The 22328-nt window shown below is 62.9% G+C and carries 19 protein-coding genes, 2 tRNA genes and 1 pseudogene; 16 read left to right on the top strand and 6 right to left on the bottom strand.

Annotation, left to right across the window (positions count from 1 at the left end; all coding sequences use genetic code 11):
- The first annotated feature begins 3 nt into the window (after positions 1–3).
- Positions 4–1035 carry a flagellar motor protein MotB gene (gene motB / locus BLS27_RS03565; RefSeq protein WP_090343183.1) on the top strand — a complete coding sequence of 344 codons (1032 nt, stop codon included), beginning with the start codon at positions 4–6 and terminating at the stop codon, positions 1033–1035.
- A 100-nt stretch (positions 1036–1135) separates the two neighbouring features.
- Here motB and rsgA read toward each other — a convergent pair whose 3' ends face one another.
- Positions 1136–2167: a small ribosomal subunit biogenesis GTPase RsgA gene (gene rsgA, locus BLS27_RS03560; protein WP_090343180.1), complete on the bottom strand. Its 1032-nt coding sequence runs from the start codon at positions 2165–2167 to the stop codon at positions 1136–1138.
- Positions 2168–2303: 136 nt separating this feature from the next.
- On the opposite strand from rsgA, the gene orn reads away from it, so the two are divergent.
- Both orn and BLS27_RS03550 read left to right on the top strand, forming a co-directional pair.
- A complete protein-coding gene (gene orn, locus BLS27_RS03555) occupies positions 2304–2846 on the top strand; it encodes an oligoribonuclease (protein ID WP_070571130.1) in 543 nt (180 codons plus the stop codon).
- Positions 2847–2953: 107 nt separating this feature from the next.
- Entirely contained in the window at positions 2954–3565 is a 612-nt protein-coding gene (locus tag BLS27_RS03550) for a trimeric intracellular cation channel family protein (protein WP_043211988.1), read from the top strand.
- Positions 3566–3597: 32 nt separating this feature from the next.
- Here BLS27_RS03550 and queG read toward each other — a convergent pair whose 3' ends face one another.
- Positions 3598–4662 (bottom strand): tRNA epoxyqueuosine(34) reductase QueG, encoded by a 1065-nt coding sequence (gene queG, locus BLS27_RS03545; RefSeq protein WP_043211986.1) that lies wholly within the window; start codon positions 4660–4662, stop codon positions 3598–3600.
- Positions 4663–4727: 65 nt separating this feature from the next.
- Between queG and BLS27_RS03540 the strand changes: the two genes are divergently transcribed.
- The 13 genes and pseudogenes from BLS27_RS03540 (at position 4728) to BLS27_RS24150 (ending at position 19124) form a co-directional block, all read left to right on the top strand.
- Positions 4728–5588 carry an NAD(P)H-hydrate dehydratase gene (locus tag BLS27_RS03540; protein ID WP_043212015.1) on the top strand — a complete coding sequence of 287 codons (861 nt, stop codon included), beginning with the start codon at positions 4728–4730 and terminating at the stop codon, positions 5586–5588.
- A complete protein-coding gene (gene tsaE / locus BLS27_RS03535; protein ID WP_090343177.1) occupies positions 5576–6049 on the top strand; it encodes a tRNA (adenosine(37)-N6)-threonylcarbamoyltransferase complex ATPase subunit type 1 TsaE in 474 nt (157 codons plus the stop codon). Before BLS27_RS03540 ends, tsaE begins: the two co-directional genes overlap by 13 nt.
- A complete protein-coding gene (locus BLS27_RS03530; protein WP_167358060.1) occupies positions 6050–7489 on the top strand; it encodes an N-acetylmuramoyl-L-alanine amidase in 1440 nt (479 codons plus the stop codon).
- Positions 7486–9381, top strand: coding sequence for a DNA mismatch repair endonuclease MutL (mutL, locus tag BLS27_RS03525; protein ID WP_090343172.1), 1896 nt, complete (start codon positions 7486–7488; stop codon positions 9379–9381). Before BLS27_RS03530 ends, mutL begins: the two co-directional genes overlap by 4 nt.
- 1 nt (position 9382) lies before the next feature.
- On the top strand, positions 9383–10354 hold the full coding sequence (miaA, locus tag BLS27_RS03520) for a tRNA (adenosine(37)-N6)-dimethylallyltransferase MiaA (protein WP_043211981.1): 972 nt from the start codon (positions 9383–9385) through the stop codon (positions 10352–10354).
- Positions 10355–10448: 94 nt separating this feature from the next.
- A complete protein-coding gene (hfq, locus tag BLS27_RS03515; RefSeq protein WP_003258160.1) occupies positions 10449–10709 on the top strand; it encodes an RNA chaperone Hfq in 261 nt (86 codons plus the stop codon).
- Positions 10710–10721: 12 nt separating this feature from the next.
- A complete protein-coding gene (hflX, locus tag BLS27_RS03510; protein ID WP_043211980.1) occupies positions 10722–12023 on the top strand; it encodes a ribosome rescue GTPase HflX in 1302 nt (433 codons plus the stop codon).
- A gap of 96 nt (positions 12024–12119) precedes the next feature.
- Positions 12120–13298, top strand: a complete 1179-nt coding sequence (gene hflK, locus BLS27_RS03505) for an FtsH protease activity modulator HflK (protein ID WP_043211979.1) — start codon at positions 12120–12122, stop codon at positions 13296–13298.
- The gene (hflC, locus tag BLS27_RS03500; protein WP_043211977.1) at positions 13298–14167 is read left to right on the top strand and encodes a protease modulator HflC; all 870 of its coding nucleotides are present in this window, start codon (positions 13298–13300) and stop codon (positions 14165–14167) included. The genes hflK and hflC overlap by 1 nt, the downstream gene beginning before the upstream one ends.
- 289 nt (positions 14168–14456) lie before the next feature.
- Positions 14457–15644, top strand: coding sequence for an ATP phosphoribosyltransferase regulatory subunit (locus BLS27_RS03495; protein ID WP_043211975.1), 1188 nt, complete (start codon positions 14457–14459; stop codon positions 15642–15644).
- Between the two features lie 56 nt (positions 15645–15700).
- On the top strand, positions 15701–16993 hold the full coding sequence (locus tag BLS27_RS03490) for an adenylosuccinate synthase (RefSeq protein WP_013974430.1): 1293 nt from the start codon (positions 15701–15703) through the stop codon (positions 16991–16993).
- 532 nt (positions 16994–17525) lie between these two features.
- A pseudogene (locus tag BLS27_RS24155) lies at positions 17526–18266 on the top strand (HAMP domain-containing protein); the annotation flags it as partial.
- Positions 18240–19124 (top strand): methyl-accepting chemotaxis protein, encoded by an 885-nt coding sequence (locus BLS27_RS24150; RefSeq protein WP_390483973.1) that lies wholly within the window; start codon positions 18240–18242, stop codon positions 19122–19124. The pseudogene BLS27_RS24155 and the gene BLS27_RS24150, both read left to right, overlap by 27 nt.
- Before the next feature lie 94 nt (positions 19125–19218).
- On the opposite strand, the gene BLS27_RS03480 is transcribed toward BLS27_RS24150, so the two are convergent.
- The 4 genes from BLS27_RS03480 to BLS27_RS03465 form a co-directional block, all read right to left on the bottom strand.
- The gene (locus BLS27_RS03480; protein ID WP_043211970.1) at positions 19219–20784 is read right to left on the bottom strand and encodes an ABC transporter permease; all 1566 of its coding nucleotides are present in this window, start codon (positions 20782–20784) and stop codon (positions 19219–19221) included.
- On the bottom strand, positions 20784–21797 hold the full coding sequence (locus tag BLS27_RS03475) for an extracellular solute-binding protein (RefSeq protein WP_043211968.1): 1014 nt from the start codon (positions 21795–21797) through the stop codon (positions 20784–20786). The genes BLS27_RS03480 and BLS27_RS03475 overlap by 1 nt, the downstream gene beginning before the upstream one ends.
- Positions 21798–22064: 267 nt before the next feature.
- Positions 22065–22151, bottom strand: a tRNA-Leu gene (locus tag BLS27_RS03470).
- A gap of 87 nt (positions 22152–22238) precedes the next feature.
- Positions 22239–22325: transfer RNA gene (locus tag BLS27_RS03465), tRNA-Leu, on the bottom strand.
- Positions 22326–22328 lie beyond the last annotated feature (3 nt).

Raw genomic sequence — 22328 nt, 5'->3', positions numbered from 1 at the left:
ATCATGGAGAACAATCAGCCCATCATCGTCAAGCGCGTCAAGCGCTTTGGCGACGGTCACCACGGCGGTGCCTGGAAGATCGCCTTTGCCGACTTCGCCACCGCGATGATGGCGTTTTTTCTGGTGCTCTGGCTGCTGTCCACGGCCACGCCTGAACAGAAGCTCGCCATCGCTGGCTATTTCAAGGACCCGATAGGCTTCTCCGAGAGCGGCACCCCCTACGTCATCGACCTGGGTGGTTCGCCACAATTGGCGCCGGAGAAAACCATCAATCCGGAAGAAAAATCCGAGCCGACACCTGACACCAGCATCCAGTTGGACAAAGACAAGGTCGAGACCTTGGCCGAGCAGGTCGAGCAGGAGCGCTTGCAATTGCTGTTGCAGGAACTGCAGAACAAGGTCGAGGAAAACCCGCAACTGCAGAAGTTCAAGGACCAGATCCTCTTCGAGATCACCCAGGACGGCCTGCGCATTCAGATCATGGATGCCGAGAACCGGCCGATGTTCGACCTGGGCAGTGCACGCCTGCAGCCATACTTCGAGGACATCCTGTTGGCCATGGCCGACACCATCAAGGCAGTGCCGAACAAGATCAGCATCAGTGGTCATACCGATGCCAAGCCATACGCCGGCACTGGCGAGTTCGGCAACTGGGAACTGTCGGCCAACCGCGCCAACGCCGCGCGCCGTGCGCTGGTCGCCGGAGGGTATCCGGATGAGCAGGTGGCACGGGTGGTGGGTTATGCCTCGTCGTCGCTGTTCGATCGCAAGGACCCGTTCAACCCGGTCAACCGACGTATCGACATCATTGTCCTGACCAAGAAGGCCCAGCGCACCATCGAAGGCGAGCAGGGCACGCCACAGGCCCCGCCGGCGACAGAACAGGCTCCGGCCAATGGTGCGCCGGGGGCGGCTACCCCGGCCGCGCCGGGCCCGGGCGATACGGCTCAGGCACCGATGCAGCCGCGTGAGCTTCGCCAGAAGCTGAACATCTTCGAAGATGGCGTGTTGAAAATGGACAATACCCAGGAGTGAGACCTGGGCTGGGCCAGTCCACATAAGGCCGCGTCTGCAATCGCTGCAGGCGCGGCCTTGTTTTGTCTGGGAACTGTTCGGCAGGCCCGCGCTGGATGACTCAGTAGGTGTCCTGCGGCAGGCTGGCGATGATCGAGCGGTAGCTGTTCATCCGCTGTGGCTTGATGCGCCCGTCATCCAGAGCCTGGAGCAAGGCGCAGCCGGGTTCACGGTCGTGTTTGCAGTCGCGGAAGCGGCAGTGGCCGAGCAGTTCGCGGAACTCGATGAAGCCGGCCTCGACATCGTCGCGGCTGACATGGCCCAGGCCGAATTCGCGGATGCCGGGTGAGTCGATCAGATCACCACCATTGGGGAAATGGTATAGGCGGGCTGTGGTGGTAGTGTGCGTGCCTTGGCCGGACCATTCGGACAGATCGCCCACACGAGTCCTGACCTCCGGCAACAGGCTGTTGACCAGCGATGACTTGCCGACCCCGGACTGGCCAACGAACACGCTGATGTGCTTGTCCAGCGTCTGCTGCAAACGCTGCATGCCCTCGCCCTGATGAGCCGAAACCTCAAGAAGGGGATAACCCAGGTCGCGGTAAACCGCCAGGAGGGCCTCGATGGTCGGGCCGTTCTGCTCATCGATCAGGTCGGCCTTGTTCAGCAGCAGAAGAGGGCGGATGCCTGCGTGTTCGGCGGCGACCAGGTAGCGGTCGATCAGGTTGGCCTGGGGTTCGGGGGCGGGAGCGAAGACGATCACGATCAGGTCGACATTCGCCGCGACCGGCTTGAGCTGGCCGTGATTGTTCGGCCGGCACAGCTCGGCGGTGCGGGGCATCTGCGCGACGATCACACCATTGCCCTGGTTGCCCGCTCGCCATACCACCCGATCGCCAGTGACCAGTGCCGGTAAATTGGCTCGCAAATGACAGCGAAACACCTGGCCCTTGGACTCGCCATCCTGCGCCTCGACCTCCACCTGCACGCCGAAGTGAGCGATCACCAGCCCCAACTGCTCAGGGCCTAGATCACCCCCTTCCAGCTCCTGCAGGGCGTGTTGCTCACGTTTGGCGGCGCGAGCGGCGCGCTCGCCTTGGATTTTTTCGATGCGCCAGTTTTGGCGACGGTTGAGCTGGCGTTTGGCCATGGAGGTTCCGTGTCGGCGGGGCAGAAGGAAAAACGGCTGGCAGTTTAGCATGGACCATCCTGTCCCTTGCGTTGGCGTTTGCGCCACGAAAGCCGCGTCGTGGGCTAAAATGACGGCCTATTCGAGGAGCCCCTTCATGCAAAACGCACAGAACCTGATCTGGATCGATCTGGAAATGACCGGTCTGGATCCGGACAACGACGTCATCATCGAGATGGCGACCATCGTCACCGACAGTGAGCTCAACACCCTGGCCGAAGGGCCGGTCATCGCGATCCACCACAGCGATGAAGTGCTGGCACGTATGGACGACTGGAACACCCGGACCCACGGTGCTTCCGGCCTGACCCAACGTGTGCGCGAGAGCCGCATCGACATGGCTGAGGCCGAAGCGCAGACCTTGGCCTTCCTCGAACAATGGGTGCCCAAGGGCAAGTCGCCGATCTGCGGCAACAGCATCTGCCAGGATCGCCGCTTCCTTTATCGCCACATGCCTAAGCTCGAAGGGTTCTTCCACTACCGCAACCTGGACGTCTCCACGCTCAAGGAGTTGGCAGCCCGCTGGGCCCCGCAGGTGCGCGACAGCTTCAAGAAGGGGGGGACCCACCTGGCGTTGGACGACATTCGTGAGTCGATCGCTGAGTTGCGGCACTACCGCGAACACTTCATCAAAGTCTAAGTTTCGAGCCTCGAGCCAAGCATCAGCGCCACAGCGGCTGAGTGATCAGCCAGCCGTGGCGTTTTGTTTGTGGGTTTGGCGTTTGCCGCTTTTTTTGGACATGCACCATGTTGTTGATGCTCTACCTTGTCGCCATCACCGCCGAAGCCATGACCGGCGCGCTTTCCGCGGGGCGCCGCGGCATGGATTGGTTTGGCGTGGTGCTGATCGCCTGCGTCACCGCGCTGGGCGGCGGTTCGGTGCGGGATGTACTGCTTGGGCACTACCCGCTGACTTGGGTGAAGCATCCCGAGTACCTCGTGCTGACCAGCTTTGCAGCTTTGCTGACCATCTTCATAGCGCCGCTGATGCGCCATCTGCGCTCGCTGTTTCTGGTGCTCGATGCGCTGGGGTTGGTGGCCTTCACCTTGATCGGTTGCATGACTGCCCTGGAGATGGGGCAGGGCATGCTGGTGGCTTCGATCAGTGGCGTGATCACCGGTGTGTTCGGTGGCATCCTGCGGGACATCTTCTGCAACGATATCCCGCTGGTATTCCGCCGGGAGCTGTATGCCAGCGTCTCCTTTGCCGCCGCCTGGTTCTACCTGGGTTGCGTGCACTTCAAAGTGCCAGCCGAGCAGGCCATGCTGCTGACCTTGTTCGGTGGGTTCCTGGTGCGCTTGCTGGCAATCCGCTTCCATTGGGAAATGCCCAAGTTCCACTACAACGACCAGCAATGATTGCCTCTCTGCAGGCCTGAGGGGCTGGGTCGCTACTGATCTTCGTGCTGTGCCAGCGCCCACTCCACATGCTCGCGCACCAGTGCCGAGGGGTGCTCGCGCCGGGCACGCAAAGCTTCGAGTACAGGGATGGTAGTCGGGGCATTCCCCAGCCCCACCGCCAGGTTGCGCAACCAACGTTCGTAGCCTGCACGGCGCAGGGGAGAGCCCTCGGTGTTGTTCAGGAAGGTCGCTTCATCCCAGAGGAACAGTGCGGCCAGCTCGGCGTTGTCCAGGCCGTGACGTGGCTTGAAGTCGTTTTCCTGGGTCGGGCGGGCGAAGCGGTTCCAAGGGCAGACGATCTGGCAATCGTCGCAACCGAACACCCGATTGCCAATCAGCGGGCGTAACTCGACCGGAATTGCGTGCTTGAGTTCGATGGTCAGGTAGGAAATGCAGCGACGGGCGTCGAGCACATACGGCCCGACGAAGGCGGCGGTCGGGCAGATGTCCAGACAGGCCTGGCAGCGTCCGCAATGTTCGCTGGTCTGGGCCTGATCCACCGGCAGTGGCAGGTCGACGAACAGCTCAGCAAGGAAGAAGTAGCTGCCGGCCTTGCGATTGAGCAGCAAGGTATTCTTGCCGATCCAGCCCAGGCCGGCCTGTTCGGCGATGGCTTTTTCCAATACTGGGGCGCTGTCGACGAAGGCGCGAAAACCAAAGGGGCCGATGGCCTGCTGGATACGCTCGGCCAGGTGCTGCACGCGTTTGCGCACCAGCTTGTGGTAGTCGCGACCCAGGGCATAGCGGGAAATGTAGGCTTTCTCAGGCTGAGCGAGCATCTGGGCCATGCGTGTATCGCCGGGTAGGTAGTCCATGCGCAGTGACACCACACGCACAGTGCCGGGTACCAGTTCGTCGGGGTGCGAGCGTTTGCTGCCATGGGCGGCCATGTAGTCCATCTCGCCCTGGTAACCGGCTTCCAGCCAGCGCTGCAGGTGATGTTCGTGCTCGCCAAGCGCCACGTCGGCGATACCGACGTGTGCGAAACCGAGTTCGCGGCCCCAATCCTTGATCGATTGGGCCAGCGTATTGAGGTCAGGAAGGCAAGCGGACATGGATGGACAAGGCAATACAGGCAGAGGTGCGTATAATTCTGCCAGACATCGGAGCCTTTGACCCCATGCCTCAGACCAAACACCCCGGTAATGCCCCCCAGCTGCTGAGCAGCCTGACCACTGCGCACCTGCCAGCGCGGCGCGCCGACGCCCACAAAGGCGACTTCGGTAACGTCCTGGTGGTCGGGGGCGATCTGGGCACCGGCGGAGCGGTGATGCTCAGTGCCGAGGCGGCCCTGCGCTGCGGTGCTGGCCTCGTGAGCGTGGCCACACGCCCAGAGCACGTCAGTGCAGGGCTTGCGCGTCTGCCCGAAACCATGTGGCTCGGCGTGAGTTCGGCCAACCAGTTGATGGGCGTGCTCGAGCGCGCCTCGGTGTTGGTAGTCGGCCCTGGCCTGGGCCAGGCCGCCTGGGGGCGCAGCCTGTTGTCGGCGGCGGCCAACGCGCCTGTGCCGCAGGTGTGGGATGCCGATGCGCTGAATCAGCTGGCGCACAGGCCCTTGGCCCTGCACAGCGGCAGCATCCTCACCCCGCATCCTGGGGAGGCAGCGCGCATGCTGGGTATTTCCACTGAGGCGGTTCAGGCCGACCGCCCGGGAGCTGCCCGCAAGCTTGCGCGCAAGCATGCCAGTGTCTGCGTGCTCAAGGGCGCCGGTACCTTGGTGGCAGGCCCGGATGGGCAGTTGGCGCTGTGCGAGCGTGGCCATCCGGCCATGGCGGGCGCGGGCCTGGGCGATGTGCTGACCGGTGTGCTGGCCGCCTTGCTGGCCCAAGGCATGGACGCGTGGTCGGCCGCTTGCCTGGGCGTGTGGTTGCACGCCTGTGCAGGGGAGCGCTTGGGTGTGAAGGGAAGAGGCTTGGCGGCCAGTGATCTGGTTCCGGTCATTCGTGAGTTGTTGGAGGAGCATTCAGCGTGTCTGGCATAACCCTGTTTCTGGTCGACGAACCGGCCACCGTCGCATTTGGTGCACGCTTGGCCGAAGTGACCGGCGGTCATGGCGTGATCTTTCTCGAAGGCGATCTGGGCGCGGGCAAGACCACGCTTTCGCGCGGGCTGATCCGCGGCCTGGGCCATACCGGGGCAGTCAAAAGTCCGACCTTCACCGTGGTCGAGCCTTACGAAATTGGCGATGTGCGCGCCTTCCATTTCGACCTGTACCGTCTGGTCGATCCGGAGGAGCTGGAGTTCATGGGGATCCGTGACTATTTCGAAGGGGACCCGCTGTGCCTGTTCGAATGGCCACAAAAGGGTGCGGGCGTTTTGCCAAAGCCCGACCTGACCATTACCATAAGCCCGCAAGCGAGTGGACGCTCGCTTCTCCTTTCACCGCAGGGGGCTCGCGGTGAGGCCTGGTGCGCCGCCCTGGCCACAGAATTCAAACAGTAAATGGGGTTAGGTATGCGCATACGCGCACTGGTCGCCGTCGTTGGGCTGCTGCTGACAGCGGTGACCGTTGACGCTCTGGCCGTCACACAAGTCAAGAGCATGCGTCTGTGGCGCGCACCGGACAATACGCGGCTGGTCTTCGATCTGTCCGGCCCTGTGCAGCACAGCGTCTTCACCCTGACCGCGCCGGACCGCCTGGTCATCGACATCAACGGCGCCACCCTGGGCGGTACGCTGAATGTCGCCACCTCCAATACGCCGATCAACAGTGTGCGCTCCGCCCAGCGCACGCCCACTGACCTGCGCGTGGTGGTCGATCTGAAAAAGGCCGTGACGCCCAAGAGCTTCACCCTGGCGCCCAACGCGCAGTATGGCAACCGTCTGGTGGTCGATCTGTACGATCAGGAAGCCGATGCCGTTGCCGCCAGTACTCCGACCCCGCCGCCTGCGCAAACACCCGCTACTGCCCCGGCCGTGCCGGTGTCGCCTGCCCAGCCGGCTATCAAATTGCCGCCGGTGCCCAGTGGCAAGCGCGACATCGTCGTCGCCATCGACGCCGGCCATGGTGGCGAGGACCCAGGCGCATCGGGCTCGCGTGGGCAGCATGAAAAAGACATCGTCCTGCAGATTGCCCGCGAGCTGCAGCGCCAAATCAACACCGAGCGTGGCTATCGCGCCGAACTGACCCGAACGGGCGATTACTTCATCCCGTTGCGCAAGCGCACCGAGATCGCGCGCAAGAAGGGCGCCGACCTGTTCATTTCCATCCATGCCGACGCCGCGCCGTCCAAGGCCGCTTTCGGTGCATCGGTGTTCGCGTTGTCCGACCGGGGCGCAACCTCAGAGACCGCGCGCTGGCTGGCCGACACGGAAAACCGCTCCGACCTGATCGGGGGCGCCGGCAATGTCAGCCTCGATGACAAGGACCGCATGCTTGCAGGTGTACTGCTGGATCTGTCCATGACCGCCACGCTCAGCTCCAGCCTCGATGTGGGGCAGAAGGTGTTGGGCAACATGGGGCGCATCACCCCGTTGCACAAACGCCGCGTGGAGCAGGCTGGGTTCATGGTGCTGAAATCCCCGGATATTCCGTCGATCCTGGTGGAAACCGGGTTCATCTCCAATGCCAACGAAGCCGCCAAGCTGGCGACCAAGAGCCACCAGCAGGCTTTGGCCCGCTCGATCCACACTGGTGTGCGTCAGTATTTCCAGCAAAGCCCCCCTCCCGGGACTTACATCGCATGGCTGCGCGATAGCGGCAAGATTGCCCAGGGACCGCGCGAGCACACTGTGCGGCCCGGCGAAACCCTGGCCATGATCGCCGTGCGTTATCAGGTCAGCGTGGCCAGCCTGCGGACCACCAACAGCCTCAAGAGCGATGAGCTGAAGGTCGGCCAGCACCTCGACATCCCTGGCACTACCCTGGCTGCCCAGCAATGAGTGGTGGTTCGCGCATCCAGTTGCTCAGCCCTCGGCTGGCCAACCAGATCGCCGCAGGCGAGGTGGTCGAGCGCCCGGCTTCGGTCGCCAAGGAGCTGCTTGAGAACAGCCTGGACTCCGGTGCCCGGCGTATCGATGTGGAAGTCGAGCAGGGCGGCGTGAAGCTGCTGCGCGTGCGGGATGACGGCGGCGGCATCGCGCCTGACGATCTGCCGCTGGCCTTGGCGCGCCATGCCACCAGCAAGATTCGCGAACTCGAAGACCTCGAAGGCGTGCTCAGCCTGGGCTTTCGCGGCGAGGCCCTGGCGTCGATCAGTTCGGTGGCGCGCCTGACGCTCACCTCGCGCACTGCCGGCGCTGGCGAAGCCTGGCAGGTGGAGACCGAGGGGCGCGACATGACGCCGCGTGTACAGCCCGCCGCGCACCCTGTCGGCACCTCGGTCGAGGTGCGTGACCTGTTCTTCAATACCCCGGCCCGGCGCAAGTTCCTCAAGTCGGAGAAGACCGAGTTCGATCACTTGCAGGAAGTCGTCCGGCGTCTGGCCTTGGCTCGCTTCGATGTCGGCTTCCACTTGCGACATAACGGCAAGAGCATCCTCAGTCTGCACGAGGCGCCCGATGAGCTGACCCGGGCGCGGCGGGTCGGCACGATCTGCGGCCCGGGCTTCCTCGAGCAGGCGCTGCCTATCGATGTCGAGCGCAATGGCCTGCGTTTGTGGGGCTGGGTTGGCCTGCCGACGTTTTCGCGCAGTCAGGCTGATCTACAGTACTTCTTCGTCAACGGTCGCGCCGTGCGTGACAAGTTGGTGGCCCATGCGGTGCGGCAGGCCTACCGCGACGTGCTGTTCAATGGCCGGCACCCGACCTTCGTGCTGTTCCTCGAACTCGAGCCGAACGGGGTTGACGTCAACGTGCACCCCACCAAGCATGAAGTGCGTTTTCGCGAAGGGCGCATGGTCCACGATTTTCTGTATGGCACTCTGCACCGTGCCCTGGCGGACGTGCGTCCGGAAGACCAGCTCGCCGCACCGGCAGCGGCTACCGAGATCGTCCGTCCCAGTGGTCTGCAGGCCGGTGAGTTCGGGCCCCAGGGCGAGATGCGCCTGGCCTCGCCGGTGCTGGAGCAGCCTCAAGCCGAGCCGCGCCAGTCGTTCGCCGGTGGTGGCTCGGGTTATCAGTACCAGTACACCCCACGCCCCTCGCAGCCTGTGCCGGTTGCTGAAGCGCAGGCTGTCTATCGTGAATTCTTCGCCCCGCTGGAGGGCGGCGCCTCTGTCCCGGCGGCGTTGCCGCAAAGCCAGGGCGATGTGCCGCCATTGGGCTTTGCCCTGGCCCAGCTCAAAGGCATCTACATCCTGGCCGAGAACGCCGTTGGCCTGGTGCTGGTAGACATGCATGCCGCCCATGAACGCATCATGTACGAGCGCCTCAAGGTGGCCATGGCCAGCGAGGGGTTGAGTGGCCAGCCGCTGCTGGTGCCCGAGTCGCTGGCCCTCAGCCAGCGCGAGGCCGACTGCGCCGAGGAGCATGCCCAATGGTTCCAGCGCCTGGGCTTCGAACTGCAGCGCCTGGGCCCAGAAACCCTGGCGATCCGGCAGATTCCTGCCTTGCTCAAGCAGGCCGAGGCCAACCGGCTGGTCCAGGACGTGCTCGCGGATCTCATGGAGTACGGCACCAGTGATCGTATCCAGGCGCACCTCAACGAGCTGCTCGGTACCATGGCCTGTCACGGCGCGGTGCGTGCCAACCGCCGCCTGGCCATCCCCGAGATGAACGCGCTGCTGCGTGACATGGAGAACACCGAGCGCAGTGGCCAGTGCAACCACGGTCGGCCGACCTGGACCCAGCTAGGGCTGGATGACCTGGACAAACTTTTCCTGCGCGGTCGATGACATGAGCGGCAAGCCCCCAGCGATATTCCTCATGGGCCCGACGGCGGCCGGCAAGACCGACCTTGCCATCGAGCTGACCAAGGTGCTGCCCTGTGAGCTGATCAGTGTCGATTCGGCGCTGGTCTATCGCGGCATGGATATTGGCACCGCCAAGCCTTCCAAGGACGTGCTGGCTGCACACCCCCATCGGCTGATCGACATTCTCGACCCGGCCGAGAGCTACTCGGCGGCGCAATTTTGTACCGACGCGCTGGAAGCGATGGCCGAGATCACCGCGCGGGGCAAGATCCCTTTGCTGGTGGGCGGCACCATGCTTTATTACAAGGCGCTGGTCGATGGTTTGGCGGATATGCCCGCCGCAGACGCTGCCGTGCGTGCCGAGCTTGAGGCCCAGGCGCGGGACCTGGGCTTGGCCGAGCTGCACCGGCAATTGGCCGAAGTGGATCCGGAATCGGCGGCGCGCATCCATCCCAACGACCCGCAGCGACTGATTCGCGCCTTGGAAGTCTATCGCGTGAGCGGCGAAAGCATGACCGCGCACCGGCAACGTCAATACGCGGAAAGTCGCGGCTCAGACGCAGGCGCGGGCGGTCATTTGCCCTATACTGTCGCCAGTTTGGCGATCGCTCCTACAGATCGTCACATTTTGCATCAGCGAATTGCGCTACGATTTTCGCAAATGCTGGAACAGGGGTTCGTCGACGAGGTCCGAGCACTGCGTGCCAGAAGTGACTTGCACGCAGGGCTGCCGTCTATACGGGCAGTGGGGTATCGGCAGGTCTGGGACTACCTGGACGGCAAGCTGACAGCCGAAGAAATGCGTGAACGCGGTATCATTGCCACTCGCCAATTGGCCAAGCGGCAATTCACCTGGTTACGTGGTTGGTCCGGCGTGGAGTGGCTCGACAGCCTGGCCTGCGACAATCTGTCCCGCACCTTGAAATACCTGGGGGCCATCTCCATATTGAGCTGAGTCCCTGCAATTGCCGTCTATTCTTGCGATTAGAATGGCTTGAATGACCGATTTTATTGTTTTTTTACTATTGATCCTTACAGGAGTGCGGCATATGTCAAAAGGGCATTCGCTACAAGACCCTTACTTGAACACCTTGAGAAAAGAAAAGGTCCCGGTTTCCATTTACCTGGTAAACGGGATCAAGCTGCAGGGCTCGATCGAATCCTTCGACCAGTTCGTGGTACTGCTGAAGAACACCGTCAGCCAGATGGTCTACAAGCACGCCATTTCGACCGTGGTTCCTGCCCGTCCGGTTCGCCTGCCAAGCCCGTCCGATTCCGAACACGGCGACAGCGAGCCAGGCAACGCCTGATAGGAGCCTGCATTGTTCTTTGAGCGCCACGGTGGTGGTGAGCGAGCGTTGCTCGTTCACTTGGAAGGTCAGAACCCTGAGGCGCGCGAAGACCCGCAGGAGTTTCAGGAGCTGGCGCTGTCGGCCGGAGCGGAGATCGTTTCGCTGGCCACGGTGGCCCGGCACCAGCCTACAGCCAAGTACCTGATTGGCAGTGGCAAGGTCGAGGAACTGCGCGATCTGGTCCACGCCGAACAGGTCGATCTGGTGATATTCAATCACACCCTCACGCCCAGCCAGGAGCGCAACCTCGAGCGCGTCTTTGAGTGTCGTGTGCTCGACCGTACCGGGCTGATCCTTGACATTTTCGCCCAGCGGGCGCGCACCCATGAGGGCAAGCTGCAGGTCGAACTGGCTCAGCTCGAGCATATGAGCACGCGCTTGGTACGCGGTTGGACCCACTTGGAGCGGCAGAAGGGCGGTATCGGCCTGCGCGGCCCGGGTGAGACCCAGCTGGAAACCGACCGCCGCCTGTTGCGGGTCCGCCTGCGGCAGATCAAGGCGCGTCTGGAAAAGGTGCGCAGTCAGCGCGAACAGGCAAGGCGCGGCCGCAAACGTGCGGATATCCCATCCGTTTCGCTGGTGGGCTACACCAACGCCGGCAAGTCCACGCTGTTCAACGCCTTGACCACCTCCGACGTCTACGCCGCCGATCAGTTGTTCGCGACCCTCGATCCGACCTTGCGCCGACTCGAACTCGCCGACCTAGGCCCGATCGTGCTGGCCGACACCGTGGGATTCATCCGCCACCTGCCGCACAAGCTTGTCGAGGCATTTCGGGCTACGCTCGAAGAATCGAGCAACTCCGACCTGTTGCTGCACGTCATCGATGCTCATGAGCCCGAGCGTATGGAGCAGATCGAGCAGGTACTGGCGGTGCTGGGCGAGATCGGAGCCGAAGGCTTGCCGATCCTCGAGGTCTATAACAAACTCGACCTGCTCGAAGATGTCGAGCCGCAGATCCAGCGAGATGCCGACGGCAAACCGCAGCGGGTCTGGGTATCGGCACGTGATGGACGTGGCCTGGAACTGGTTGGCCAGGCGATTGCCGAGTTGCTGGGGGATGATCTGTATGTCGGAACCCTGCGTCTGGAACAGCGACTTGCCCGCTTGCGCGCGCAATTCTTCGCTCTGGGCGCGGTGCAAGGCGAAGAGCACGATGAAGAAGGTCGCAGCCTGCTGAGCGTGCGATTGCCCCGGGTGGAGCTCAATCGCCTGGTCAGTCGCGAGGGCATGGAGCCTGAACTTTTCATCGAGCAACACACTTTGCAATAAATGCCCGTCGAGGTCGCCGGGCGACCGTGACAGGCATTCTGTAGCATTGGACGGCGCGCCGTGGGCGCGTCTTTGCTTTATCAGATGGAGAGCGCTATGGCTTGGAATGAGCCGGGTGGCAACTCGAACAATCAGGATCCCTGGGGCGGCCGTCGTGGCGGCGGTGGTGGCGACAAGAAAGGTCCACCGGATCTGGACGAGGCCTTCCGCAAGCTGCAGGACAGCCTCAACGGCATGTTTGGCAGCGGCAAGAAACGCGGTGGCGGTGGTGACCGCAATGTTGGCAAAGGTGGCGGCCTGGGCCTGCTGGGCATCGGCCTGGCCGTGCTTGCGGCCATCTGGCTGTACAGCGCCGTGTACGTCGTGGACGAACAGGAACAGGCTGTGGTGCTGCGCTTCGGCAAGTACTACGAGACTGTCGGTCCGGGCTTGAATATCTATTTCCCGCCCATTGACCGTAAATATCTTGAGAACGTGACCCGCGAGCGGGCCTACACCAAGCAGGGCCAGATGCTCACCGAGGACGAGAACATCGTCGAGGTGCCGCTGACCGTGCAGTACAAGATCACCAACCTGCAGGACTTCGTACTCAACGTCGACCAGCCGGAGGTCAGCCTGCAGCACGCGACCGACAGCGCCCTGCGCCATGTGGTGGGTTCCACCTCGATGGACCAGGTGTTGACCGAAGGCCGTGAGCAGATGGCCGTCGATATCCGTGAGCGCCTGCAGCGCTTCCTCGACAACTACCGCACCGGTATCACCGTCACTCAGGTCAACGTGCAGAGCGCGGCAGCCCCGCGTGAAGTGCAGGAAGCGTTCGATGACGTGATCCGTGCCCGCGAGGACGAGCAGCGTGCACGCAACCAGGCCGAGTCCTACGCCAACGGTGTGGTGCCGGAGGCCCGTGGTCAGGCTCAGCGCATAATCGAGGATGCCAACGGCTACCGCGATGAAGTCATCGCCCGCGCCAAGGGTGAGGCCGATCGCTTCAGCAAGTTGGTTGCCGAGTACCGAAAGGCACCGGACGTGACCCGTCAGCGCCTGTACCTGGAGACCATGCAGGAGGTCTACAGCAATTCGAGCAAGGTCCTGGTGACCAGCAAGGATGGGCAGAACAACCTGCTCTACCTGCCACTGGACAAGATGGTCGAAGGCAGCCGCCATTCGGCCGCACCGGTCAGCACAGTACCGGCGTCGGCCAACGATGCGGCCGCGCGCGCGGCGCAGGAAATGCAACAGCAGCAACAATCGCTGCGTTCTAGGGAGAGCCGCTGATGAGCAATAAATCGCTGATCGCCCTGATCGCCGCCGTGGTGCTGGCCATCGTGGCCTGGAACAGCTTCTACATCGTGTCCCAGACCGAGCGTGCGGTATTGCTGCAATTCGGCCGCGTGGTCCAGGCGGATGTCCAGCCAGGCCTGCATGTGAAGGTCCCCTACGTCAACCAGGTGCGCAAGTTCGACGCCCGTCTGATGACCCTGGATGCACCGACCCAGCGCTTCCTGACACTCGAGAAGAAGGCGGTGATGGTCGATGCTTACGCCAAATGGCGAGTCAAGGACGCCGAACGCTTCTACACCGCGACCTCGGGCCTCAAGCAGATCGCCGATGAGCGTCTGTCCCGTCGTCTGGAAAGCGGCCTGCGTGACCAGTTCGGTAAGCGCACCCTGCACGAGGTGGTCTCCGGTGAGCGTGATGCGTTGATGGCCGACATCACCGCTTCGCTGAATCGCATGGCCAGCAAGGAACTGGGTATCGAGGTCGTCGACGTGCGCGTCAAGGCCATCGACCTGCCGAAGGAAGTCAACCGCAGTGTGTTCGACCGCATGAGCACCGAGCGTGAGCGTGAAGCCCGTGAGCACCGCGCCAAGGGTAACGAACTGGCCGAAGGTATCCGTGCCGATGCCGACCGTCAGCGTCGTGTACTGCTGGCCGAGGCCTATCGTGAAGCGGAAGAGACCCGCGGTGACGGCGACGCCCAGGCGGCTGCCATTTATGCCAAGGCTTACAACCAGGACGCGGACTTCTATGCGTTCTACCGTAGCCTGCAGGCCTATCGCGAGAGCTTCTCCAGCAAGAGCGACGTGCTGGTCCTCGATCCGAAGAACGAGTTCTTCCGCTTCCTGGACAAGAGCAAGCCTTGAGCCCTTCCTGAAGACGCACCCCGCCTGGCAGCTAAAATGCCAAGCGGGGTGCATCCTGAAGGAAAAGGGGTGTATGATGAGTCAGCCGGGAAATTCCCGGCTTTTTTGCGTCTGCAAGGTTGATCGGCAACGTGTCGGTTGACGGTTTGGTCAGGTCGCAAGGCTATTCGAGGGTATTGGGTACGGTGGTAGCGCTGGGATCGGTGCTGCCCGCTGCTGTGCGCCAATGCCTGCTTTACTGACGGCTCGCCAGCTGGCAAGCCGCCCGGACCAGAGGGGAAATGGCGTAATGGCAACGGTAGACCGCTGGCTGCTGCCAGATGGCATCGAGGAAGTACTGCCGCCTGAGGCTGCGCGCATCGAGATCGCGCGTCGCCAGGTGTTGGACCTGTTCCAGAGTTGGGGTTACGAGCTGGTCGTCACCCCGCATATCGAGTACCTGGAATCGCTGCTCACCGGTGCCGGCCAGGACCTGGACCAGCGCACCTTCAAGGTGGTCGACCCGCAGTCCGGTCGCCTGATGGGCTTCCGCGCCGACTTCACTCCGCAGGTGGCGCGTATCGACGCCCACACCTTGCGTCGCGAAGGGCCGAGCCGCCTGTGCTATGCCGGTAGCGTTCTGCACGCTCAACCCCGTGCACTGTCCACTTCGCGCAGCCCGATTCAGCTCGGTGCTGAGTTGTACGGCGATGCCAGTCCCACCAGTGACGTCGAGGTCATCAGCCTGATGCTCGCCACGTTGCAACTGACCGATGTCGCCGATGTGCACATGGACCTCGGCCATGTGGGCATCTACCGTGGCCTGGCCCGTGCCGCCGGCTTGTCCGGGGCGGTCGAGCAGCAGTTGTTCGACGCCCTGCAGCGCAAGGCCGTCGATGAAGTGCAGGCCCTGACCGCCGACCTGCCGAAGGATCTGGGCAACATGCTGCGTGCCCTGACCGAGCTGTGCGGTGGTCGTGAGGTGCTGGCCGAGGCCCGCGTCCGCCTGGGGCGTGCGCCAGCCAGCGTGCTGGCGGCGCTTGACGATTTGCTGGCGATCGCCGATCGCCTGGCGGCGCGTTATCCGGACTTGCCGCTGTACTTCGACCTGGGCGAGTTGCGCGGCTATCACTATCACACCGGCGTGGTGTTCGCCGTGTTCGTTCCAGGCGTCGGTCAGTCGATCGCCCAGGGCGGACGCTACGACGACATCGGCGCCGATTTTGGCCGGGCACGCCCAGCCACTGGATTTTCCACGGATTTGAAGACCCTGGTCACACTGGGGCGAGCGGAGGTCGTATTGCCTTCTGGCGGGATCTGGATGCCCGACAGCGGCGACACGGCCCTCTGGCAGATGGTCTGCCAGTTGCGCAACGAGGGCCAGCGTGTGGTCCAGGCACTGCCTGGTCAGCCGTTGAGTGCTGCTCTCGAGGCGGATTGTGATCGGCAATTGATTCAGCAAGACGGGCGCTGGCAGGTACTGCCGCTGACCCATTGAGATTCTTCGTCGGCCGTGGGCCGGCAACCAAGTTTGCGTGAATGAGGACAAGTGTTATGGGTAAGAATGTCGTCGTCCTGGGCACCCAATGGGGTGATGAGGGCAAAGGCAAGATCGTCGATCTGCTGACCGAACATGCTGCCGCCGTAGTGCGCTACCAGGGTGGCCACAACGCGGGTCACACCCTGGTGATCAACGGTGAGAAGACCGTTCTGCACCTGATTCCTTCCGGCATCCTGCGTGAAGGCGTGCAGTGCCTGATCGGCAACGGCGTGGTCGTGGCTCCGGATGCCTTGATGCGTGAAATCACCAAGCTGGAAGAGAAGGGTGTACCGGTGCGCGAGCGCCTGCGCATCAGCCCGGCTGCTCCGCTGATCCTGTCCTACCACGTGGCCCTCGACCAGGCCCGTGAAAAGGCGCGTGGCGAAGCCAAGATCGGTACCACTGGCCGTGGTATCGGCCCAGCCTACGAAGACAAGGTCGCTCGTCGCGGCCTGCGTGTTGGCGATCTGTTCCACCGCGAGCGTTTTGCCGCCAAGCTCGGTGAGCTGCTGGATTACCACAACTTCCAGCTGGTGAATTACTACAAAGAGCCGGCCATCGACTTCCAGCAGACACTGGACGAGTGCATGGCCTACGCCGAGCAGCTCAAGCCGATGATGCTCGACGTCACCGCCGAACTGCATAACCTGCGCCGCGCTGGCAAGGACATCATGTTCGAAGGCGCCCAGGGCTCGCTGCTGGATATCGACCACGGCACCTACCCGTACGTCACCAGCTCCAACACCACCGCTGGCGGTATCTCCACGGGTTCCGGCGTTGGCCCGATGTACCTGGACTATATCCTCGGCATCACCAAGGCCTACACCACCCGCGTGGGTTCTGGCCCGTTCCCGACCGAGCTGTTCGACGAGACTGGCGCCACCTTGGCCAAGCGCGGCCATGAGTTCGGCTCCACCACCGGTCGTGCTCGCCGCTGCGGTTGGTTCGATGCCGTGATCCTGCGTCGCGCTATCGACGTCAACAGCATCTCGGGTATCTGCCTGACCAAGCTGGACGTGCTGGACGGCCTGGAAACCATCAACATCTGTGTTGGCTACAAGAACGAGAACGGTGCGGTCATCGACGCGCCTTCCGACGCTGACAGCTACATCGGCCTGGAGCCGGTGTACGAAGAGATGCCAGGCTGGAGCGAGTCGACCCTGGGCGTGAAAACCTTGGAAGAACTGCCGGCCAACGCTCGCGCCTACATCAAGCGCATCGAGGAGCTGATCGGTGCGCCGATCGACATCATCTCGACTGGCCCGGACCGCAACGAGACCATCGTGCTGCGTCATCCGTTCGCCTGATCAGTCGCTTCGGCAGTGATCGAACGCCGCGCTCCGCAAGGAGTCGCGGCGTTTTCATTTGGGCACCATGCAGAAATGCCTTGTCAGGCGCCAGACATTGGCGTTTATCCCTGCTGTGCTGGGCATAACCCTTGCTGTATGAAACTCCTGTCGGTGCCATCAAAGTAATGGCGCCAGAAAACACGGGAGTTACAACGTGTCTGCCATTCTTTCACTGTTACGAAGCCGCCTCTTGCGGCCAGTGTTTGTTGCACTTGGTATCGCTCTTCTGGTGCAGGTGCTGGTTGCCGTTGCACTAACGCGGAGCACGGTCACCGCCCTAGAAGCCGATTTGGGTGCACGCTTGGGCAGCGACAGCCAGAAACTGGCCGCTGAACTGGAGCAGGCCGGGCAGGATGTCCGCGCCGGGCTCGACAGCCTCTCGGCCAGCACTCGTCAGCGCCTGAGCGCCGGCCTTTCCGAGCGCCTGCAGGGTGAGCAGCAGCAACTGCGCGCCACGCTGGAGAAGAACCTCAAGGACTCGGCCAACGACATGGCCGAGCTATTGGCCTCTGTCGCGCCGCGCGCCATCTGGGACAACGATGTACCGACGCTTTCGGACTTTGCGCGTCGCGCGCAGCGCAATCCCAATGTGTTGTTCGTCATTTATGACGACGCCCAAGGCCAACACCTGACCCGCTACCTGAATCGCCAAAATCCCATCAACCAGACGCTGATCGAGCGCGGGCAGGGCGAGCGCGCGTTGGACAAGGTGCTCGATGCCGCGCGCAAGGACCCTTCGGTGTACTACGTCGAGGCGTCCATCAACCCCAATGGCGCCGAGATCGGCAAGGTGCTGATGGGCGTGTCGACCGCCGGGGTGGAGCAGGAGCTCAAGGCGCTGGACCAGCGCTTTGCTGCCTTGATCGCCAGCGGCGAGCAACTGGTGGGCGATAGCCTGGTGGCGGCCGCCGCCGACAGTGGCAAGGCCCTGCGGTCGCGTCTCGAGACCGCACAGAACAGCGCCACCGCCATGCAGGCCAACACCGCGCAAACCGTGCGCGATGCCGCGGCCGAGCTGCGCTGGCGGATCGGCCTGGGCCTGGTGCTGGTAGGCTTGGGCGTGTTGTTGGTGGTGGCCGTGGTGCTGGGGCGGCGTGTGGTCAACAAGCTGCGCTTGTTGATTGGGGCGCTGAACGATCTGGCGGCGGGCGAGGGCGATCTGACCAAGCGGGTGGCGCTCGACAGCCGTGACGAGATCGGTGATATGGCCTCGGCGGTCAATCGCTTCGTCGACAAGTTGCAGCCCATCGTCCGCGAGGCTGGCGAAGTGGCTCAGCGTACGGGAGTGGAAATCGACACCATGGCTCAGCGCAACGCAGGTGCCGACGCAGCCGCTGCGCTGCAGCGTGACGAGGTCGCCGCCAGTCTGCGTGATCTTTCGAGCATGGCGGACGAGGCCCAGGCCGAAAGCCAGGCCATGCAAGCGGCCTTGCAGCAAGTGGTGGATATCCGCCAAGCCACTGACGAGAACAGTCGCGCTTCCACCCAGCTGGCGCGTTTGATCGAGAACCTGGCCGGGGAGGTGGAGACGGGTTCTCAGGTAATCGAACGGCTGGCCAAGCAGAGCGAGCAGATCGAAGTGGTGTTGACCGTGATCCACGGCATCGCTGAGCAAACCAACCTGCTGGCGCTCAACGCCGCTATCGAGGCTGCCCGGGCCGGAGAGACGGGACGCGGCTTTGCCGTGGTCGCCGATGAAGTGCGCGCCCTGGCAAGCAAGACCCAGAGCTCTACGGGCGATATCCAGGCGCACATCGCCGCCTTGCAGGCAGGAGCCAAGGAGGCGGTGGCCACCATTAGCCAGGCCGGTCGCCAGGCAAGCGAAGGGTTGTTGGTGCTGCGTGACAATGAGCGTCGTCAGCAGTCGGTACAGGCAGCGGTGGAGCAGGTGCACTCGGCCATCGGTCTCGCGACCCGGGCGGCTGAACAACAGGCTCACGGCGCGCAGGCTGTGCGCGGACGAGTGGAGAATATCCATGCCCAGGCTGAGCGTTCGGCAGAGGTGGTGATGCAGACCACGGCCAGCAGCAAGGTGCTGGATGATCTGGCGGCACAGTTGCGGGCGAGCCTGGGGCAGTTCCGCGCCTGAAAAAACGTAGGGGGTGTGACGGGGCGACTGTTGCCCTGCCGGATCCAGGGGCTGTAAAGCAGCCCCTGGATCGGGGGGGGATCTACGAAACGGTTTACGCCTTGTTCAGATACATCCGCGTGGTCAGCAAATACACCGGCAACCCCGACACCACGATCAGTAGCGCCGCATAAGGTGCTGCCGCGGCGAATTCGACGTTGGCGGTATGCGCCCAGACTTCTGTTGCCAGCGTCGTCATGCCGGTGGGGCTGAGTAGCAGGGTAGCGGTCAGCTCCTTCATGGCATCGAGGAATACCAGGGCGAAGGCCGCTGCCAGGGCTGGGAAGATGATCGGCAGAGTCACCCGGCAGAAGGCGCCAAAACTGCTGGCGCCCAAGGTTCGGGCCGCTTCTTCCAGCGTGGGGGAGGCTTTGTTCAGGGCCGTGCGCACGGGGGCCTGTGCCAGTGGCAGGAACAGCAAGGCATAGGCCAGCAGCAGCAGGGCGGACGTCTGGTAAAGGGCCGGCACATAGTGCAGGGCGAAGAACACCAGCGTCAGCGCGATCACCAGCCCTGGCAAGGCATGCAGCAGGTAGGGCAGGCGCTCGGCCCAGATCGCCAGGCGGCCCTTGTAGCGCACCACCAGAAAGCTGATGGGCAGCGCCAGCAGCACGCAAAAACCGGCTCCACCCAAGGAGACTGACAGTGACGTCAGCAGTGCCTTGCCGATTTCCGTAACCGGAAATGCTGCCGATGAACCCACACTCAACCAGTAGCCGAGCATGGCCAAGGGGATTCCGCTGCCCAGTACCGCCAGTGACAGGCAGAACAACTGCCCCAAGGGCATCCAAACCCGTAGGCGAACCGGTTGACCGCGACGGGCCACGCCCTGGCCGATCCGCACATGGCGCGCCTTGCCACGTACGCGCAGTTCCAGCCAGAGCATTGCCAGGCACAGCGCCAGCAGCACAGCCGAAAGCATGGCCGCGTTGGCGTTGCTGAACTCCAGTTCGAACTGCTGGTAGATGGCCGTGGTGAAGGTCTGTAGGCCGAGGATGGACAGGGCGCCGAACTCCACCAGCATGTGCAGGGCAATCAGCAGTGCGCCGCCGATCATCGAGGGCCACAGCAACGGCAGGGTGATCTTGAAGAATACCCCCCAGCGGCTGCAGCCCAGGGTGCGCGCCGACTCCTCAAGAGAGGTGTCGAGGTTGCGCAAGGTCGCGGCCACAGGCAGGAACACCAGCGGGTACTTCGACAGCGCCATGACCAGGATTGCCCCGCCCAGGCCCTCGAAGTCCGAACTCAGCGACACCCAGGTGAAGCTGCTGACGAACGACGGCACAGCAAAGGGTAGGCACAGCACCACCCCCCAGAGGCGACGGCCTGGCAGGTCGCTGCGCTCCAGCAGCCAGGCCAACGCCAGTCCGACGATCAGGCAGGCCACTGTGACCCCTATCATCAACATCAAGGTGTTGCGCAGCAGCCCCCAGACGAAGGGGCGCCAGAGCAGGCGAAAGGCTTCATGCCAGCCGGCTTGCCATGCCTTGAGGGCGACGTAGAGCAATGGCAGCAAGCTCATCGCCACCAGGAACAGGACGGGCAGCACCACCCAGATCGAGGGGCGCTTGCGGCGTGGCACGAAGCGCGCCAGGGCCGGCTGGGGCAGGGCGGCAGTCATCAGAGCAGGCCGACCTCTCGTTCAAGCTCCAAGGCTTCCTCGGCGTTGCCAAGGTCCGCCGGCGAGATCTTCGGTGGGCGTAGCTCTTCGAACGGCTTCAGGCCCTGATCCGAGACCATGCCTTTATGCAACGGGTATTCGGCGGTGGTCTGGGTGATGACGCGCTGGCCCTCTTCGCTGGCCATCCAGTTGAGCAGGGCTTGGGCTTCCTTCGGGTGCTTGCTGGCCTTGACGGCGCCGGCACCGGAGATGGTTACCAGATTGCCGGCGTCGCCGTCGGCCAGGTAGTAGAGCTTGGAGTCCAGCTGGCCACGCTCGCGCTTGAGGGCATACCAGTAGTAATTGTTCACTAGCACGGTATCGACTTCACCGCGCTCGACGGCTTTGAGGGCCACCATGTTGTTGGTGTAGGCCTTGCCGAAGGCTTTGAGGCCGGTTAGCCATTCCTCGGTCGCTTCGCGGCCATGCAGCTTGAGGATGGCCACGGCTTGTTCTTGGAAGGCACCGCTGGTAGGCACGTAGCCGACACGGCCATCCCACTCGGGGTTGGCGAAGTCCATGACGCTTTTCGGCAGGTCCTTCTCGTCGATTTTCTTGGGGTTGAACACGACGATCCGGGTTCGCGCGGTCACACCCATCCAGGTACCGTTGGCGCCGACGTATTGCTTGGGCAGCATGTCCAAGGTCGCGTCATCGATTTTCGCCAGCAGGCCCAGTTCGCCCAGGTTGTTCAGAGGCGGGGATTCTTCGGTATAGATGACATCGGCGGGCGAGCGATCGCCTTCCTCGATGATCTGACTGGCCAGCTGGTTGCTGCTGCCCTTGCGAATATTGATGTGAATGCCGGTCTTGGCCTCGTAGGCCTTGGCGATGGCTTCGCCGATTTCTTTGTGCTGGCCGTTGTACAGGGTCAGCGTGACCGGTTCGTCAGCCAAGGCGGCCGGTGCGCCGATCACCAGGCCGAAGAGAGCGGCGGCCAGGCTGCGCATCAGCAGTTGCGGGCGGATCGTCATGCGGGTACTTCCTCGCTTACGGCTACATATTTGGAAACAATGGTAAACGAAATCGTTTCTCAAGTGGCCGTATGGCGAGAAATTCATCAGCAGACAAAGGGCTAAGGAGGCGTCTCTTCCTGGTGGGGCTGGTTTGCCTGTGGAGAGCGATACGCAGTGCTTGGCACCGGCTTTGCCGGTGTTTGCGCATGAAGCCGTTGCTGCAGAGGGCGGGGGGCTAAATCGCAGGCAAGAAAAAACCCACTAGCAAGCTAGTGGGTTTTTGTATGGTGCCCAGGAGAAGACTCGAACTTCCACGACCGTTAAGTCACTGATACCTGAAACCAGCGCGTCTACCAATTCCGCCACCTGGGCAAAGCTTTACATCTTCTGTGCAAGACGACTATCGTTCGTTTAACACAGTAGTAACAGATCCTTGGTCATCTGTTACTTGAAAATAGTTGGTGCCCAGGAGAAGACTCGAACTTCCACGGCCGTTAAGCCACTGATACCTGAAACCAGCGCGTCTACCAATTCCGCCACCTGGGCACA

This window comes from Pseudomonas guariconensis (assembly GCF_900102675.1).
Taxonomy (GTDB): domain Bacteria; phylum Pseudomonadota; class Gammaproteobacteria; order Pseudomonadales; family Pseudomonadaceae; genus Aquipseudomonas; species Aquipseudomonas guariconensis.
Note: the sequence above shows the minus strand (reverse complement) of the source record. Positions and strands in the feature narration are given on the sequence as shown.

Bases quoted from the DNA above. Each gene is read 5' to 3' on its own strand.
- queG (WP_043211986.1), bottom strand. From the start codon at position 4,662: ATGTCCGCTTGCCTTCCTGACCTCAATACGCTGGCCCAATCGATCAAG.
- BLS27_RS03480 (WP_043211970.1), bottom strand. From the start codon at position 20,784: ATGACTGCCGCCCTGCCCCAGCCGGCCCTGGCGCGCTTCGTGCCACGC.
- miaA (WP_043211981.1), top strand. From the start codon at position 9,383: ATGAGCGGCAAGCCCCCAGCGATATTCCTCATGGGCCCGACGGCGGCC.
- hfq (WP_003258160.1), top strand. From the start codon at position 10,449: ATGTCAAAAGGGCATTCGCTACAAGACCCTTACTTGAACACCTTGAGA.
- orn (WP_070571130.1), top strand. From the start codon at position 2,304: ATGCAAAACGCACAGAACCTGATCTGGATCGATCTGGAAATGACCGGT.
- rsgA (WP_090343180.1), bottom strand. From the start codon at position 2,167: ATGGCCAAACGCCAGCTCAACCGTCGCCAAAACTGGCGCATCGAAAAA.
- BLS27_RS03530 (WP_167358060.1), top strand. From the start codon at position 6,050: ATGGGGTTAGGTATGCGCATACGCGCACTGGTCGCCGTCGTTGGGCTG.
- BLS27_RS03495 (WP_043211975.1), top strand. From the start codon at position 14,457: ATGGCAACGGTAGACCGCTGGCTGCTGCCAGATGGCATCGAGGAAGTA.
- BLS27_RS24150 (WP_390483973.1), top strand. From the start codon at position 18,240: ATGGCCTCGGCGGTCAATCGCTTCGTCGACAAGTTGCAGCCCATCGTC.
- BLS27_RS03490 (WP_013974430.1), top strand. From the start codon at position 15,701: ATGGGTAAGAATGTCGTCGTCCTGGGCACCCAATGGGGTGATGAGGGC.
- hflK (WP_043211979.1), top strand. From the start codon at position 12,120: ATGGCTTGGAATGAGCCGGGTGGCAACTCGAACAATCAGGATCCCTGG.
- BLS27_RS03475 (WP_043211968.1), bottom strand. From the start codon at position 21,797: ATGACGATCCGCCCGCAACTGCTGATGCGCAGCCTGGCCGCCGCTCTC.
- hflC (WP_043211977.1), top strand. From the start codon at position 13,298: ATGAGCAATAAATCGCTGATCGCCCTGATCGCCGCCGTGGTGCTGGCC.
- BLS27_RS03540 (WP_043212015.1), top strand. From the start codon at position 4,728: ATGCCTCAGACCAAACACCCCGGTAATGCCCCCCAGCTGCTGAGCAGC.
- motB (WP_090343183.1), top strand. From the start codon at position 4: ATGGAGAACAATCAGCCCATCATCGTCAAGCGCGTCAAGCGCTTTGGC.
- BLS27_RS03550 (WP_043211988.1), top strand. From the start codon at position 2,954: ATGTTGTTGATGCTCTACCTTGTCGCCATCACCGCCGAAGCCATGACC.
- mutL (WP_090343172.1), top strand. From the start codon at position 7,486: ATGAGTGGTGGTTCGCGCATCCAGTTGCTCAGCCCTCGGCTGGCCAAC.